At 33.8% G+C, this 15,502-nt stretch carries 11 protein-coding genes; 3 read left to right on the plus strand and 8 right to left on the minus strand.

Translation table 11 applies throughout. The features are described 5' to 3' along the window. Nucleotides 1-7 precede the first annotated feature (7 nt). The 6 genes from V6624_RS11335 to uvrC all read right to left on the minus strand — a co-directional run bounded on the left by V6624_RS11335 (nt 8) and on the right by uvrC (nt 9,045). Entirely contained in the window at nt 8-949 is a 942-nt protein-coding gene (locus tag V6624_RS11335; protein ID WP_111287279.1) for a tryptophan 2,3-dioxygenase family protein, read from the minus strand. Then, the gene (locus V6624_RS11340) at nt 949-1,719 is read right to left on the minus strand and encodes a DUF3108 domain-containing protein (RefSeq protein ID WP_111287277.1); all 771 of its coding nucleotides are present in this window, start codon (nt 1,717-1,719) and stop codon (nt 949-951) included. Before V6624_RS11340 ends, V6624_RS11335 begins: the two co-directional genes overlap by 1 nt. Before the next feature lie 298 nt (nt 1,720-2,017). Continuing rightward, nucleotides 2,018-3,178, minus strand: a complete 1,161-nt coding sequence (hppD, locus tag V6624_RS11345) for a 4-hydroxyphenylpyruvate dioxygenase (RefSeq protein WP_111287275.1) — start codon at nt 3,176-3,178, stop codon at nt 2,018-2,020. Between the two features lie 233 nt (nt 3,179-3,411). Then, nucleotides 3,412-4,569, minus strand: a complete 1,158-nt coding sequence (locus V6624_RS11350) for a homogentisate 1,2-dioxygenase (RefSeq protein WP_111287273.1) — start codon at nt 4,567-4,569, stop codon at nt 3,412-3,414. 317 nt (nt 4,570-4,886) lie between these two features. Then, nucleotides 4,887-7,079: a patatin-like phospholipase family protein gene (locus V6624_RS11355; RefSeq protein ID WP_239455676.1), complete on the minus strand. Its 2,193-nt coding sequence runs from the start codon at nt 7,077-7,079 to the stop codon at nt 4,887-4,889. 172 nt (nt 7,080-7,251) lie between these two features. Further along, entirely contained in the window at nt 7,252-9,045 is a 1,794-nt protein-coding gene (gene uvrC / locus V6624_RS11360; protein ID WP_111287450.1) for an excinuclease ABC subunit UvrC, read from the minus strand. A 138-nt stretch (nt 9,046-9,183) separates the two neighbouring features. Here uvrC and V6624_RS11365 point away from each other — a divergent pair, with 138 nt between their 5' ends. The 3 genes from V6624_RS11365 to V6624_RS11375 all read left to right on the plus strand — a co-directional run bounded on the left by V6624_RS11365 (nt 9,184) and on the right by V6624_RS11375 (nt 12,774). After that, nucleotides 9,184-10,161, plus strand: a complete 978-nt coding sequence (locus V6624_RS11365; RefSeq protein WP_111287271.1) for a succinylglutamate desuccinylase/aspartoacylase family protein — start codon at nt 9,184-9,186, stop codon at nt 10,159-10,161. Next, complete coding sequence (locus V6624_RS11370) at nt 10,148-10,717, plus strand: 5-formyltetrahydrofolate cyclo-ligase (RefSeq protein WP_111287269.1); 570 nt, start codon at nt 10,148-10,150, stop codon at nt 10,715-10,717. The genes V6624_RS11365 and V6624_RS11370 overlap by 14 nt, the downstream gene beginning before the upstream one ends. 506 nt (nt 10,718-11,223) lie before the next feature. Then, nucleotides 11,224-12,774 (plus strand): vWA domain-containing protein, encoded by a 1,551-nt coding sequence (locus V6624_RS11375; protein WP_422389341.1) that lies wholly within the window; start codon nt 11,224-11,226, stop codon nt 12,772-12,774. 82 nt (nt 12,775-12,856) lie between these two features. Here V6624_RS11375 and V6624_RS11380 read toward each other — a convergent pair whose 3' ends face one another. Continuing rightward, nucleotides 12,857-13,603 carry a tetratricopeptide repeat protein gene (locus V6624_RS11380; protein WP_338841795.1) on the minus strand — a complete coding sequence of 249 codons (747 nt, stop codon included), beginning with the start codon at nt 13,601-13,603 and terminating at the stop codon, nt 12,857-12,859. A gap of 89 nt (nt 13,604-13,692) precedes the next feature. Then, a complete protein-coding gene (locus V6624_RS11385; RefSeq protein WP_338841796.1) occupies nt 13,693-15,441 on the minus strand; it encodes a BatD family protein in 1,749 nt (582 codons plus the stop codon). Nucleotides 15,442-15,502 lie beyond the last annotated feature (61 nt).

The raw sequence follows: 15,502 nt of genomic DNA on the forward strand, positions 1-15,502 counted from the left end.
GGAGAAATTATTCTTCGTTTTCATTCCCCCAATTGGACAATTCTTCTTCGGTCCACAATTTAGGAAAAAAGATGCGTCTTTGGTATTTTGGATGCATATATTTTTGCCAGTCGCTTCCTCCAGTTGCTTCACCATTTCCTTTTCCGCTTTCTAAAATGTATTTTCTAGCAGTATTTAGGTGTTGCATTACCCAAGTAATATTTACCGTTTGATCGTAATGACGCATTGCTGCGATTAATGCTGTATTTTGTTGATCTTCAATTGGTAATTGCGTGAATTTTTGCCAAATATTTTTCGTTTTAAACGAAGCCATTTGTCTTAAAAATTGCCCTTTATATTTTTTCTCAAACTCATTTAACAAGTATGATTTTTCACCTGTATGATAATCTTTTCCGGCTGCTTGCCAATAAAGATGTTCGAAACTAGTTTCTAAATCAGTGTTTTCGTCAAAGTTAGCTTTGTATCTTCTGTCGGTTAAATTGATAACATCAGTCGAAGCAAATTCGATCATTCTATATTGTGCACTCTGAAAACCACTTGCAGGAGTAAGTGTATTTCTGAATTTCATGTATTGATCTACTTCCATTCCGTTTTCCATTATGCTGAACGAATTGGTAAGCATATCAAAATATCTAGTGATTCTTGATAATCTTTCGCTGAAAAAATCTACTTGGATGTTTTCTGTTTCTGCAATTTGGTCAATTTCCCACAGAATCATTTTGAAAATTAATTCGTTTACCTGATGATACATGATAAAAACCATTTCGTCAGGAAGTGTGGTGCGTTGTATTTGTAAATTTAAAAGTGCATCAGTTTGAATATAATCCCAATATGTAATTGGTTTAGCCCAAAGCAATCCTTCCAATTGAACATCAGTTTTTTGATTTATGGCTTGAAATTTAAGATCAATTTCTTTTAAAATTGCTTCAGAATTATCTGTAGGGTTCATTATTTTTTTACTTTAAGTGGACTTTTTAATCCTTTATATTCATCGAGATCAGCCTTAAGTGAACCTACAGCTAAATCTGCTTTAATTCTAATAGGAACTTTGTTTACGTCATCTGTTATCCAGAGTGTTAAGCTCTCCTTTTCTTTAAATACTCTACCTGTCTGTACCAGAGGTTTGAAGACCATAGTAGAAACCGTGCCAAATTTAGTCGTAATATCTTGACGGCCTACAAATTTTAACTTAAATTTTGTGATTTCTTCATCAAAAAACATATCGATTGTAATGGCTTCTCCAGATTTTAGTTTATCAATATTTGGATGGTTTCTCAAAAAGTAAAACGCCGATACAATGTCTTGTACTTCTTCTGATACTAGAATCGTTTTTTCGGATTTACGTTTATAGTCTTTTACTAAAACTCGATTTTCATTTTGATTAAAAAAGCCTTCTTGATTTTTGGTATAACCGCCTTCGTCAATTTTTCTAACATAACGATAAGGCTTCCCCGTTTCTTTGTCAAAATAACTTTCGTATAAATCTTCTACTTTAAAGAAAAACTTAGACATACCAGTTGTAAAACCTTTTCCAACAGAATGAAATACTTTTTTATTATTTATGGTAGCATCTTTAACTTCAAGAGTTGCGTAGCCAGCATTCACGATTCCGTAATGTATTCTAAATTTGAAATATTCTCCAGTATCGAAAGCATCTTCTTTTTGAGGCGCAAAAGAGAGTATTGTTAGTGCTAATATAATGAGGATGAACTTTTTCATAGTATAATCTTTACGTTTTATTATAAAGGTAAATAAATGCAAATTCTATTCCAAATGTACCAAAACAAAAAAACTCAGTCAAAGATGACTGAGTTTTTATGCTATTAACTAACCAAAAAACTATAAATTATGAAATTTATATCAATTCGGAAGGAAACCACCCCTTCCTGATTTGCGAGTGCAAAGATAGATAGAAAGTTCAAAAAACAAATAGCCAAAGTCAAGTTTAACATAACATTTGCAAAAAAAGCATCGTTTTTTAGAGAATTATACTGTTTTGTATATGAAAATTAACAGTTTACAGTGTTCCTCGCAATTCTTGCTCTCTTTCAATTGACTCAAAAAGCGCTTTAAAGTTACCTGCACCAAACCCTTTTGCACCCATTCTTTGAATAATTTCGAAGAAAAGTGTCGGTCTGTCCTGAACTGGCTTCGTAAAAATTTGTAAAAGGTAACCGTCTTCATCAGCATCAACCATGATAGCTAATTTTTCAATTTCATTTAAATCTTCTTTCATCATGTCCATATGAACACCCAATCTTTCTGGAATTGCTTGGTAATAAGTATGAGGAGGAGCTGATAAAAATTCAACGCCGCGTGCTCTTAGTTGCGATACTGTTTTAATAATATCATCTGTTGCAATGGCAATGTGTTGAATTCCAGGTCCGCCATAGAAATCCAAATATTCTTCAATCTGAGATTTTTTCTTCCCTTCAGCTGGTTCGTTGATAGGGAATTTAATTCTTCCATTTCCGTTTGACATAACTTTACTCATCAATGCAGAATATTCTGTAGTAATTTGTTTGTCATCAAAAGACAAGAAATTCACGAATCCCATTACGTCTTCGTAAAATTTTACCCAAGTATTCATTTCGTTCCAGCCCACATTTCCAACCATGTGATCAATATATTTTAATCCCGTTGGTTCTGGATTATAGTCTGATTTCCATTCTTTATATCCTGGCAAGAAAACACCATTATAGTTTTTTCTTTCTACAAAAATGTGAACCGTTTCTCCGTAAGTGTAAATTCCCGAACGGATAACTTGACCAAATTCATCTTCTTCAACAGTTGGTTCCATGAAAGAACGTGCGCCGCGTTTCATCGTTTCTTCGTAAGATTTTGTAGCATCTTCAACCCAAAGCGCTGCAACTTTTACTCCGTCACCATGTTTTTTCAAATGTTCGTTTATTGGAGAATCAGCCGTTAAAGGCGTAGTTAAAACAATTCTAATTTTGTCTTGCTTTAAAACATAAGATGCTCTGTCTCTTACTCCAGTTTCCAATCCAGCATAAGCCAATGATTGATATCCGAATGCAGATTTATAATAATGCGCAGATTGTTTTGCATTCCCCACATAAAACTCTACATAATCTGTTCCTAATAACGGAAGGAAATCTTGTGCTCCTTCAAATATTTTTTCTAATCCGTATTCTACTGATTTTACTTCTTTGCTCATGATGTTTATTTGTTTAATCGGTTAATCGTATAACTGATATTTCCGAAATGTTGTGTTTAAAATTTGTTTTTTACCGCAAAGAGCGCAAAGATTTTTATTAGTAAGATTTTATAAATCGCGAAGAACGCAAAGCTTTGTGAACTCATTTGAGTAAAACGCCATCAAAAATCTTTGCAAACTTTGCGAAAAATCCTCTGCGAACTTTGCGTTAAAAATGCGTTAGAAAATTGAAATTATTCCGTCCAAGATTTATAATATTTCCCATCATCAAGACTCATAGCTTCTTCCGTAACCATAAGAGGTCTGAAAGTATCAACCATAACGGCTAATTCCTGAGTTTCTTTGTGACCAATGCTACGTTCCATTGCGCCTGGCGCGGGACCATGCGGAATTCCTTTTGGATGTAAAGTGATATGACCTTGCTCAATATTATTACGGCTCATAAAATCGCCATCTACATAATACAGAACTTCGTCAGAATCTATATTGCTGTGATTGTATGGCGCCGGAATTGCTTTCGGGTGATAATCGTAAAGTCTTGGGCAGAATGAACAAACGACAAAAGCTGCCGTTTCAAAAGTTTGATGTACTGGAGGCGGTTGATGAACACGCCCCGTTATAGGTTCGAAATTGTGAATTGAAAATCCGTACGGAAAATTGTAGCCGTCCCAGCCTACAACATCAAACGGATGTGTGGCGTAAACCACTTCGTGAAGCATTCCTTCTTTTTTGATTTTAATTAAAAAATCACCTTTTTCGTCATGCGTTTCCAATTCGTTTGGCAGAATAAAATCTCGCTCGCAAAATGGAGAATGCTCTAAATGCTGTCCAGATTGGTTTTTATAACGTTTTGGAGTATAAAAAGGAGAATACGATTCTACATAAAATAATCGGTTGTCTTCTGTTTCGAAATCAATCTGGTAAATGATACCGCGCGGAATTATTAAATAATCGCCATATTCAAACGGAATATTTCCTAACATGGTTCTTAATTTCCCTTTTCCTCTATGGATGAAAAGCATTTCATCGGCATCGGCATTTTTGTAGAAATAATTTCGAAGCGATTCTTTTGGCGCGGCCAAACCAATAATGCAGTCTTTGTTGACAAGCATTGCTTTTCGGCTGTCCAGAAAATCATTTTCAGGTTTTAATTCAAAACCTTTAAAAAGAAGTGATTTTATATTTTTTCCGATTGCAATTTTTGGTTCAACGGAATAAGAGTTTAAAATTTCTTTGACCTGTGTTGGTCTGTGTACGTGATAAGATAGCGACGAATGTCCGTGAAAACCTTCGGTTCCAAACAATTGTTCGTAATAAAAACCTCCATTTGGTTTTTCAAATTGGGTGTGTCGCTTTTGAGGAAAATCCCCAAGTTTATGATATAGTGGCATGGCTTTTCAATTAGATAATTAGTAAATTAGATAATTCGAAAATTTGAATTGCAGAGATAATAACCAGTTCAATTTTTGCAATTGACTGATTATTTCAATTCGATAGAGCCATTACTCAGGATTTCTCTTGATGAGGAATTGAAGATACTCTAATAAACCTGTCCAATTTGTTTTCATTATAACAAATGTCGTAATTTTTTCGAAGTAAAAATAAAAATTATATTATTTATAACTATAAAATAACTTAGTTTTTTTGATATAAATTTTATGAAGTAAAAAAATAAGAAGATTTTATTGAAGTATTCTCGATTTTAATACTAAAATTGAAATCCGATACTAAACCACGTAAAACTTTTTGACATTTCTGGAGACCAAGATTGTTTTACTTCTATAGGACCAATGATGGTTTCTAAACCATAACCAATTGCATATCCTGTATATTTTGGCATAGAGACCCAATCGACAGAAGAAAAAATATCATCTCCTAAGTTGGCAAAATTAGCAGATAAATTGATGTGATTTTTTTTTAAGATTTCGTAATCAATATTAATATCAGTTTTAATATAACTGTTGCCAGCAATACTTAGAAAATCATATCCGTAGAAATAATTAAAATTATTTATTTTGTTGTAGCCATAACCTCCAAGTATAAAATCAAAGAACGGAACACTGTCACTGCCAATGTTAAATCCAGCATCGGCTCCAAATTTTATAGTTGCTTTTCTAAATAGTGGTCTAACAACTGATATTTCGGCTTTCGCAATCGAAAAAGGTTTAAATTGCTGAGTATAATCTGATGATGCCATATAAGTTTGCAAATCTGTAGAGAAATATAATCCAGAACTTGGGTAATATTTTTCATCTAGCGAATCGTATTTTAAATAGGCAAAGGCACTAACATAATTGCTTTTTTCAATTATGTTGTCTTCGTTGGTAAGGGTTGGCGAACTAATTTTTAGATACTTATATTCTAATCCACCGCCCATTAAAAATTTCTGCACAAAAATAGTCTGGAAATAAGCCTGATTGGTCACATCCATAAAGTCAACATTAATAAGGTTGACGTTTGGATTCTCTTTAAGAACGCCACTCAAACTAGTAGTTACATTTCGATTAAATTGATTCAATCTAGAACGGAAACCAAAACTGATATTAAAACCATTTTCAACATAATAATTAAAATCATATCTAAAATTATCACCTAAAATGATATCCAGAGAGGTAACATCGTTTTTTAAGAAAGTCTTTTTATGGGTAAGATTTAATAAAACGGCACTTTTGTAAAGACCATCATAATGAAGTCCCAGTTTTAAATAAGTTTGTGTCGGATTTTCTCTTAGAACCAAATCAAGATCATCTTTGTCTCCGTTTGGCTGAAGACAATATGAAATAGTGCTAAAGTTTTGCGTAGCATTTAAGTTATTGATTCCGGTTTTAAGACCATCGTAAGTTATAGTGCTTCCAGGCTTAAAACGAAGTTTTCCGCGAATATATTCTTTGGTATAATTTTCTAATTTATCTGTATTAATATTCTGGATTTGAAGAGTATCTGTGCTAATTTTCAGTTTCGGTTTTTTATAAAAATTATTTTCATCTGTCAATGATTTGATTTTTTCATAAACAGCAAAAGCAGCTTCTTCTCCTTTTCGGATGATTTCTTCACCTCTATCAAATGAAATTACTCCAAAATCACGAATATCGGGTCTAATGTAAATATCTGTGTCTTTTATTTTGCTTTTCATTTTTTCAATAGACTGCAGATTGGTAATCTGAACCAAAATTCTCGTAGCATTTTTCAGGTTTTTTCTTTTCATCAAATCATCCTGAACATCCACACCAATAATTATATCAGCACCAAGATTTCGAACTTCTTGTATTGGATAATTGTTTACCACACCACCATCAACTACCAAATTTCCATCAATTTCTACAGGAGTAAATAGGGAAGGAAAAGCGGCACTCGCCATCATGGCCTGAACGAGATTTCCTTTATTCAATAAAACTTCTTCGCCCGTTTCAATATTAGTTCCGATACATAAAAAGGGAATTGGCAGTTTATTGAAATCGCGAACATGACGCACATTTCTAGTTAAACTGCTCAATAAATTATAATTGTACATTCCTTTTGAAAGTGCTTCTGGAATGCCTACTCTGAAATTACTAAAAGGCAAAACGACAGCATATAATTCGTCGTTCTTTTTGCCATAAAAATTCTTAGAAGAACGCGGAATATAATCGTTTATTAATTCGTCGAAATTGGTTTGTTTGAAAATGGAATCAATTTGCGAAGCATTGTAACCAGAAGCATAAAGTCCGCCGATTACTGATCCCATGCTGGTTCCGCCAATGTAGTCAATTTTGATTCCGGCTTCTTCCAAAACTTTTAAAACTCCAATGTGCGCAAAACCTTTGGCGCCGCCGCCACTTAAAACTAATCCAATTTTAGGTCTTTTGACACTGTCTTTTTTTATTTCCTGAGAAAATGATTTTTGCGAAAACAAAAAGGTCATTACAAAAAAGAGTGTTGTCACGCCCCAGATGGAAATGGAAAACTGCGAGAGACAAAAGGATATTTTTTCTTGCCAAAAAAGAGCGACCCAAGAAGCTCCTTTTTTGGACTTAGAAAAAAATCCTTTTGACCGAGTATTTGAAATGGACAGCTGGAATGGGCGCATACAATTTTTAATTGGTTTTGTAAAAATCGACAATTTTTTTGGCTTTAGAAACACCTATAACGTCTGAAATTTCTTTTTCTGTGGCTAATTTTAATCTTTTAACACTTTTGAAATGTTGTATTAATGTTGTCATGGTTTTTTCGCCAATTCCAGGAATGCTTTCTACCGAGGAATTAAGCGCCGATTTACTTCGTTTATCTCTATGAAAAGTGATCCCAAATCGGTGCGCTTCGTTTCTTAAATGCTGAATTACTTTTAAAGTTTCTGATTTTTTATCCAAATATAACGGAATTGAATCTCCAGGATAGAAAAGCTCTTCGAGACGTTTTGCGATTCCGATGATGGCAACTTTTCCTCGTAATCCTAAATCATCGATACTTTTTAGTGCCGCTGAAAGTTGTCCTTTTCCTCCGTCGATAATAATCAATTGCGGAAGAGGTTCATTTTCGTCCAGCAATCTTTTGTAACGGCGATAAACAATTTCGGTCATCGAAGCAAAATCGTTCGGACCTTCAACGGTTTTGACATTAAAATGACGGTAATCTTTTTTACTTGGTTTTCCGTCTTTAAAAACTACACAAGCCGCAACAGGATTTGTTCCTTGAATATTTGAGTTATCAAAACATTCAATATGTCGAGGTTCAGAAGGAAGACGTAAATCTTTCTGCATCTGAGCCATAATTCTATTAACATGACGATCTGGATCTACAATTTGCAATTGCTTCAATTGTTCTATTCGATAAAATTTGGCATTTCGAATCGATAAATCTAAAATCTGCTTTTTGTCTCCAAGCTGAGGAACTGTGGTTTTGATATTTTCTCCCAAATCCATTTCAAAAGGTACGATAATTTCTTTTGATAATAATTGAAAACGCTCACGAAGTTCTACAATTGCCAATTCTAATAATTCTTCGTCACTTTCGTCCAGCTTTTTCTTCATTTCTAAAGTGTGCGAACGAATAATCGAACCGTGCGAAATCTGAAGAAAGTTGACAAAAGCCGCACTTTCATCAGAAACGATCGAGAAAACATCAACATTGGTAATCTTCGGATTAATGATCGTCGATTTGGATTGGTAGTTTTCTAAAACCTCAATCTTTTCTTTTATTTTTTGCGCTTCTTCAAACTGAAGATTCTGCGCATAATTGTTCATCAATTTTTTGAAATCCTTTAAACTTTCTTTGAAATTTCCTTTCAGGATTTCGCGAATCGCATTGACTTGTCTTTGGTATTCCTCCAAAGGTTCTAAACCTTCACAAGGACCTTTGCAATTGCCAATATGATATTCCAGACAAACTTTAAATTTTCCTGAATTAATATTCGATTGACTCAAGTCGAAATTACAAGTTCGAAGCGGATATAATTCTTTGATTAAATCTAAAATCGTATGTACCGTTTTGAAATTGGTGTACGGGCCAAAATATTCCGAGCCGTCTTTGACCATTCTTCGAGTTGAAAATATTCTAGAAAAAGGTTCTTTTTTGATACAAATCCATGGATACGTTTTATCATCGCGCAGCAAAACATTGTATCTCGGCTGAAGTGTTTTAATTAAATTATTTTCTAATAAAAGCGCATCGGTTTCTGTTGGGACTACGATGTGTTTTATAGTCACGATTTTTTTTACCAATACATTAGTTTTGGCAGTATCATGAATTTTATTGAAATAAGAAGAAACCCTTTTTTTTAAATTTTTAGCTTTTCCCACATACAAGATTTTCCCGTCTTTATCATAATATTGATAGACGCCAGGATTATCTGGTAAAGTTAAAATTTGAAGATCTAAGGCTGGTTTTTGCATTCTTTTTTTATGTCTGAAGATACTCGAAAAGCTTTTTTCAAAAACCATTCCGATTTCTAAAAGAAGCTTAACATTGAATTAGTTTCAAATTTACAAAATCAAAAGAATAATTTCTATATTTAGATTTTATAATTCTACATGAAAAATAGTGCTCCATTGGTTATTTTCGGCGAATCGATTTTGCCGGGAGAACACAGAACCATAAACGTCGAAATTGCTCGGCTTCATACTACAACAAAACTAAATATTCCTGTTATTGTACGCCGTTCCAAGCATGAAGGCCCAACTGTTTTATTTTCTGCGGGAATTCACGGTGATGAAATTAATGGTGTTGAAATTGTCCGTCAGATAATCAGTAAAAAAATAAATAGACCAGCTCGCGGTACAATAATCTGCATTCCTGTGATCAATATGTACGGTTTTGTGAATAAATCTCGCGAGTTTCCAGACGGACGCGACTTGAATCGTGTTTTTCCAGGAAGTAAAAAAGGTTCGCTTGCCAGTCGATTTGCGTATCATATTGTAGAAGAAATTCTGCCAATTTTAGATTATGCTGTCGATTTTCATGCCGGTGGCGCAAGCCGTTTTAACGCGCCGCAAATCAGAATCACCGAAAATAATCCTGAACTGAAAGTTCTGGCTGATATTTTTAATGCGCCTTTTACGCTTTATTCTAAAAACATAAATGGGTCTTTTAGAAAAACTTCTGAAAGTGCCAACGTGAATATGCTGCTTTTTGAAGGGGGAAAATCTTTAGATATCAATAACGAAATTGCAAATCAAGGCGTTTTGGGAACTAAACGTTTGCTTGATTATTTAGGAATGCTCGATTCTAAACAAATTATGGAACCTGCCTTAACTCCTACAATTTACATTAAACAATCGGTTTGGCTTCGCGCAAAATGTTCGGGATTGCTGCACGATTTTAATTTGGTTGGAAAATATGTAACCAAAGGGACTATCTTGGCTATTATTACAGATCCGTTTGGGAAATTTGAGCAAAAAGTCAAAGCTCCACATGATGGTTTTGTAATTAATGCCAATCATTCGCCAATTGTTTACGAAGGCGATGCAATTTATCATTTATCTAAAGTCCCAGACAATGCCGACGAGTAAAAAAGAACTTCGAATAGAATATAAAAATTTCCGTAAAGCTCTTTCTTTTGATGAAGTAGAAGAAAAGAGTTTGGCAATTGCAAACCAATTAATCCAAATGCCCATTTGGAATAAAATTTATTACCATGTTTTTCTTCCTATCGAAGAGCATAAAGAAGTCAATACAGAATTTGTTCTGCATTTGCTTTCTGGAAAAGATAAAGAAATCTTAGTTTCTAAAAGTGATTTCGAAACCAGAAAAATGACGCATTTTCTTTTAACGGATAATACTAAAATCAGAAAAAACGAATACAATATTCCTGAACCAGTTGACGGAATTGAAGTTCCTTCGTCTAAAGTGGAAGTGGTTTTTGCACCGCTTTTAGCTTTTGATATTCACGGAAACCGAATTGGTTACGGAAAAGGTTTTTATGATAAATTCCTTGCCGAATGCAAACCTGAAACTATCAAAATTGGACTTTCATTCTTTGAAGCGGTAAACCAGATTGATGATGTTTTTGAATCTGATATCAAATTGGATTATTGCGTTACGCCAGAGAAGATTTATCAGTTTTAATTTAACTGCAAAAAAACACATTTTTTTTACACCTCATTTTACTGTAGAGACTGTAGAGACGCACCGCAGTGCGTCTAACACAACGTTTGCCGATTAATTGGATGTAAAAAACAATACCAAAGATTAAAAAGATTCCAAATGATTAATCCTTAAAATCTGTGGCAAAAAATAAATATTCATTTCAGTACATCTAATACAATCGTTGTGGATATGCTGGACGTAGACGCACTGCGGTGCGTCTCTACAATTCTGTATGGACAAAAAGATAGGATTACATTTCACTTCTCACATTTCTCATTTTACAGAAATCAAAAAAATATTTTCAGCTAGAAACACCTTTAAAATAAGGGTTTCTCATTTTATTTTCAGGTAAGAAAAATATTTGTAAAAAATTTGGCACGATTTTGATACTCGACAAAATGCAAATAATCGCCTCTAGTAAATCCGGAATGCTAGTCCTTATTTGAAGCCTATAACCTTTTATTAATTTTTTAAAAACTTACTTTATGAGAAATCTTAATTTCTTTATGATGGCATTCCTCGTATTTACTATTTTCGGCTGTAAGAAAGCTGATTACTCTGCAGTGGAGACTGCAGATTCTACTGCGGTTGCAGTAACAACAGATTTAGTCGAAGAGGAAAATTACATTCCAGAGGCCAATACAGAAAGCTACGCAGAATTAGAAGAGAATCCGTTTGAATCTCCGCTAAAAGAACCTTTATCTACTTTTTCTATCGATGTTGATAATGCATCGTATACCAATATCCGCCGATTTATAAACGAAGGACAGAAAGTTCCAAAAGACGCAGTTCGTGTTGAAGAAATGATCAACTTCTTTAAATACAAATATCCACAGCCAGATGGTGAGCATCCGTTTTCCATTAACACAGAATACAGTGATTGTCCTTGGAATAAAAACAGCCGATTGTTAAAGATCGGTTTGCAGGGAAAAAACATTCCAATGGCAAATTTGCCGGCTTCTAATCTGGTTTTTTTAGTTGACGTTTCTGGTTCGATGGATGAACAGAATAAATTGCCGTTGCTGAAAGAATCGATGAAAGTTTTGGTAAAAGAACTTAGAAGCATTGATAAAGTTTCGATTGTGGTTTATGCAGGATCTGCGGGAGTAGTTTTGGAACCAACTTCTGGTGATAATAAAGACGAAATTATGGATGCTTTTGATGATTTACACGCAGGCGGAAGCACTGCAGGAGGAGAAGGAATTGAACTAGCATACAAACTAGCACAGCAGAATTTTATCAAAGAAGGAAACAATAGAGTAGTGATAGCTACTGACGGTGATTTTAATGTTGGAGCTTCTTCTGATGATGATATGCTGAAATTGATTGAACAAAAAAGAGAATCGGGTGTTTTCTTAACTGTTCTAGGTTTTGGAATGGGGAATTACAAAGACAGTAAAATGGAAATTCTTGCTGATAAAGGAAATGGGAATTATGCTTACATCGATAACATTCAAGAAGCAAATCGTTTTCTTGGAAAAGAATTTAAAGGATCAATGTTTGCTATCGCGAAAGATGTAAAAATCCAAATCGAATTTAATCCGAATCATGTTCAAGCTTATCGATTGATCGGTTATGAAAACCGAAAATTAAATGCAGAAGATTTTAAAAATGATAAAATTGATGCAGGAGAATTGGGCAGCGGACATTCGGTTACGGCTTTGTACGAGATTGTTCCGATTGGTGTAGAGAGTGATTATGTTCCTTCAGATTTAAAATATACTAAAACGGAGAAAGTGGCTGGAAATCATAGTGATGAATTAGCTACAGTAAAATTTAGATATAAAAAACCTGATGGCAACAAAAGTATTGAAATTGTAAATATTATTGCAGATAAGAAAACGGACTTAGAAAATAGTTCTCAAGATTTCAAATTTACAACTGCTGTTTCTTGGTTCGGATTAAAATTACGTGAATCAAAATATATAGCAAACAGTTCAAGTTCGGATATCAAAAGATTAGCAAAATCTGGTTTGTCGAATGACGAAGAAGGATATAGATCTGAGTTTGTAAGATTGGTTGATGCCGTAAATTAATTCAAATTTCAAAAATGAAAAAATCCCAAATTCCAAAGTAAGATTGGAATTTGGGATTTCTATATTTAAATATTTTAAAACTTTATTTTACTTCTTTGATTGTCGAAGATTCTATCCAGCCTTGAGTTCCATCTGTTAATTCGATTTTTTTCCAACCTGCAACACTTTCCAATACATAAACTTTTGCTCCTTCGTGCAATAAAATAATTCCATTTGAAGATTTTTGAGGTTCATGTCGAACTTGGCTTAATTCAGAAAAAACGATAGCAACACGATCATTATCAAAATGGTTTTTTTCAGACATTCCAGCTGAAATGCTTAAAGCAAAAGCAACTAAAACAATAAACATCCCAACAAAATAAATTCTTTTTGCAAGTGTAGCGTTTGAAAAATAATAACCAATAAAACTCAATAAGAATACAAAACCAAGCGCAATAGAAATTTTAGCCCAAGTATTGTAATCAAAAATAGAAGTAAAGTTTTGAATTAGTTTTGCAAACCCCACTTTAGGAACTTCTTTTATCTCGTCAATCGTTAGCTTTTTAGCAAATTTTAAATTGTTTAAAGTTTCTGGGTCATTTGGTTTAAGAACCAAAGCTTTTTCATAATTATAAATCGAAGGCGCAACCTGATTTAGTTTGTAATAACAGTTACCCAAATTAAAATACACTTCAGCAGAATGTAATTTGTCTTCTGTTATAATGTTTTCATAAACCTGCGCAGCTTCTTTATATTGTCCCTTTTGGTACAACGCATTAGCCGATTCAAAGCGCCCTTGCGCAAAGAAAACCTGCGAAATTAATAAAAAGAGATATAATATGTTTTTCATTTTCTATTATAATAAGATTATAAACTTTGCGAACTTAAATTCGACTCAATCTAAATCAATTTTCTTAGCGAACTTTGCGGTAAAAAAAATTAAGCAATCTGTTTTTCTAATTCAGAAATAATCATAACCGCTTTATCATAATCCTGCTGAATCGAAGCGCTTGATGCTGGTGCATAACGTGCAAACTCGCAGTTTTCAGTTAGGGCAATAAAATTCTGAACGGTTTCTGTATTAGCTTTTCTAGATAACAGCAATTCTCTAATATTGTCTTTACTCATTTCTGAAGTTTCAATATGCAGTTTTGCTTTCAAGAAATTATGCATTGCTTTCTCCAGTGCGATATAGAAAGGCTCTTTATTGTTAAGATGTTTCTTCGCTTGCGATAAGTATTTCTTCGCCAGCTTATTGTTCATTCTAATTCTATTTCCAGTAACATCACTATCAATAGCTTCTTTTCTTTTTCTAGCTAAAATAATTAGCGGAATGATAACAAATGGAGCAAGCAGTAAACCTAAATACAAATTCGAGCCATAGAAATCGTTTTTTGCAAGAGGAATTAAAGCCGTTCTAGTTCTGATGTGTCTAAACTGATCTGTTTTTGCAATTGCATTTTTAGAAGCTTTCTCTCCCGTATTTGCTTCTGCAGGTGTTGGTCCGTCTAAAACATCAACCATAATTTCCTTAGAAGTAATGGTTTTATAAGTACCTGTACTCAAATCGAAATAAGAAAACTGCATTGGTTTTATTGCATATTTTCCTCTGTATTGCGGAATGATCGTGTATTTATCTGTAATTCTTCCAGACATTCCACTCAATGACGTTGTTACATTTTCGTCATGAACTGGATCATACATTTCAAGCGCATTTGGCACAACAGGTTTTGGAAGCGTAAATAACTTCATATTTCCTGTTCCTTGAGCACTAACAATTAAATCCAGACTTTCGCCATTTTTTAGTGTTGTTTTCGAAGGTGTAACTGTAAAATTAAGTCTGCCGACAGCGCCAGTAAATCCTTCTGGTTTTGTGCTCTCAGGAAGTGGTCTTACATTGATCGTTTTTGCTCCAGCAGAAACTACTTTATTGTCTTCAACAGTAATCATCTGGCCGAACATGTCGCGACGATTTGTTGGTAATTGCACCCCAATATCGAGTGAAAGAGGTTCAATTGTTAGTTTTCCAGATTTTTGCGGATATAAAATCGCTTTTTTCAAGATCACATAATAACATCTTTGTCCTTGGAAATTACCTTCCTCAATTGCAAGCTGTTTGATCTCAATGTTTTGATTCCAAAAATCATTGTATTTTGGTTTTGCCAGTTCTTTAAAACCAGTTACTCCAATATTATTAAAATACAATTTGTAGACAACCGTAATTGGTTCGTTTAGGTACGGATTTGTTTTTGAAATTTCAGCAACAAGAGTCAATAACTCATTTCCAGATCCTGGAGGTCTGTCGTTTGGATCTCTTTCTTGAGCCACGGCATTAGTTACCGTAACTTTTATTGGGTTTGTTTTGTAAACTTGACCATTGAATTCTATTGCCGCCTGTTTAATAGTGATAGCACCTTTTTTTTCAGGCTGTAAGATATACGAATAGATTTTTTGAAAAGAGCTTCGTCCATTTATCCAAGACTGACTAATCTGCTGACTTGGCCCTGCAACAAGTTTGAAACCTTCAAAAGAAGGTTGTTCGAAATTGTCTCCGTCAACGTTCATGATGAAATCTATGCGAAGTCTTTCGTTTACTCCAAGCGTGTTTTTGCTGACTCTGGCTTCAAATTGTACTTGAGCCATAAGTCCTTGAAAAGTGAGTAGAAATAGAATTAAATATCTTTTCATTTAATGTTTAATCGTTGTTATTTAACTGTTTAATCGTTTAATCGTCTTTTGAATATTTCTT

It is taken from the genome of Flavobacterium ginsenosidimutans (assembly GCF_037478105.1).
Classification (GTDB): Bacteria; Bacteroidota; Bacteroidia; order Flavobacteriales; family Flavobacteriaceae; genus Flavobacterium; species Flavobacterium ginsenosidimutans.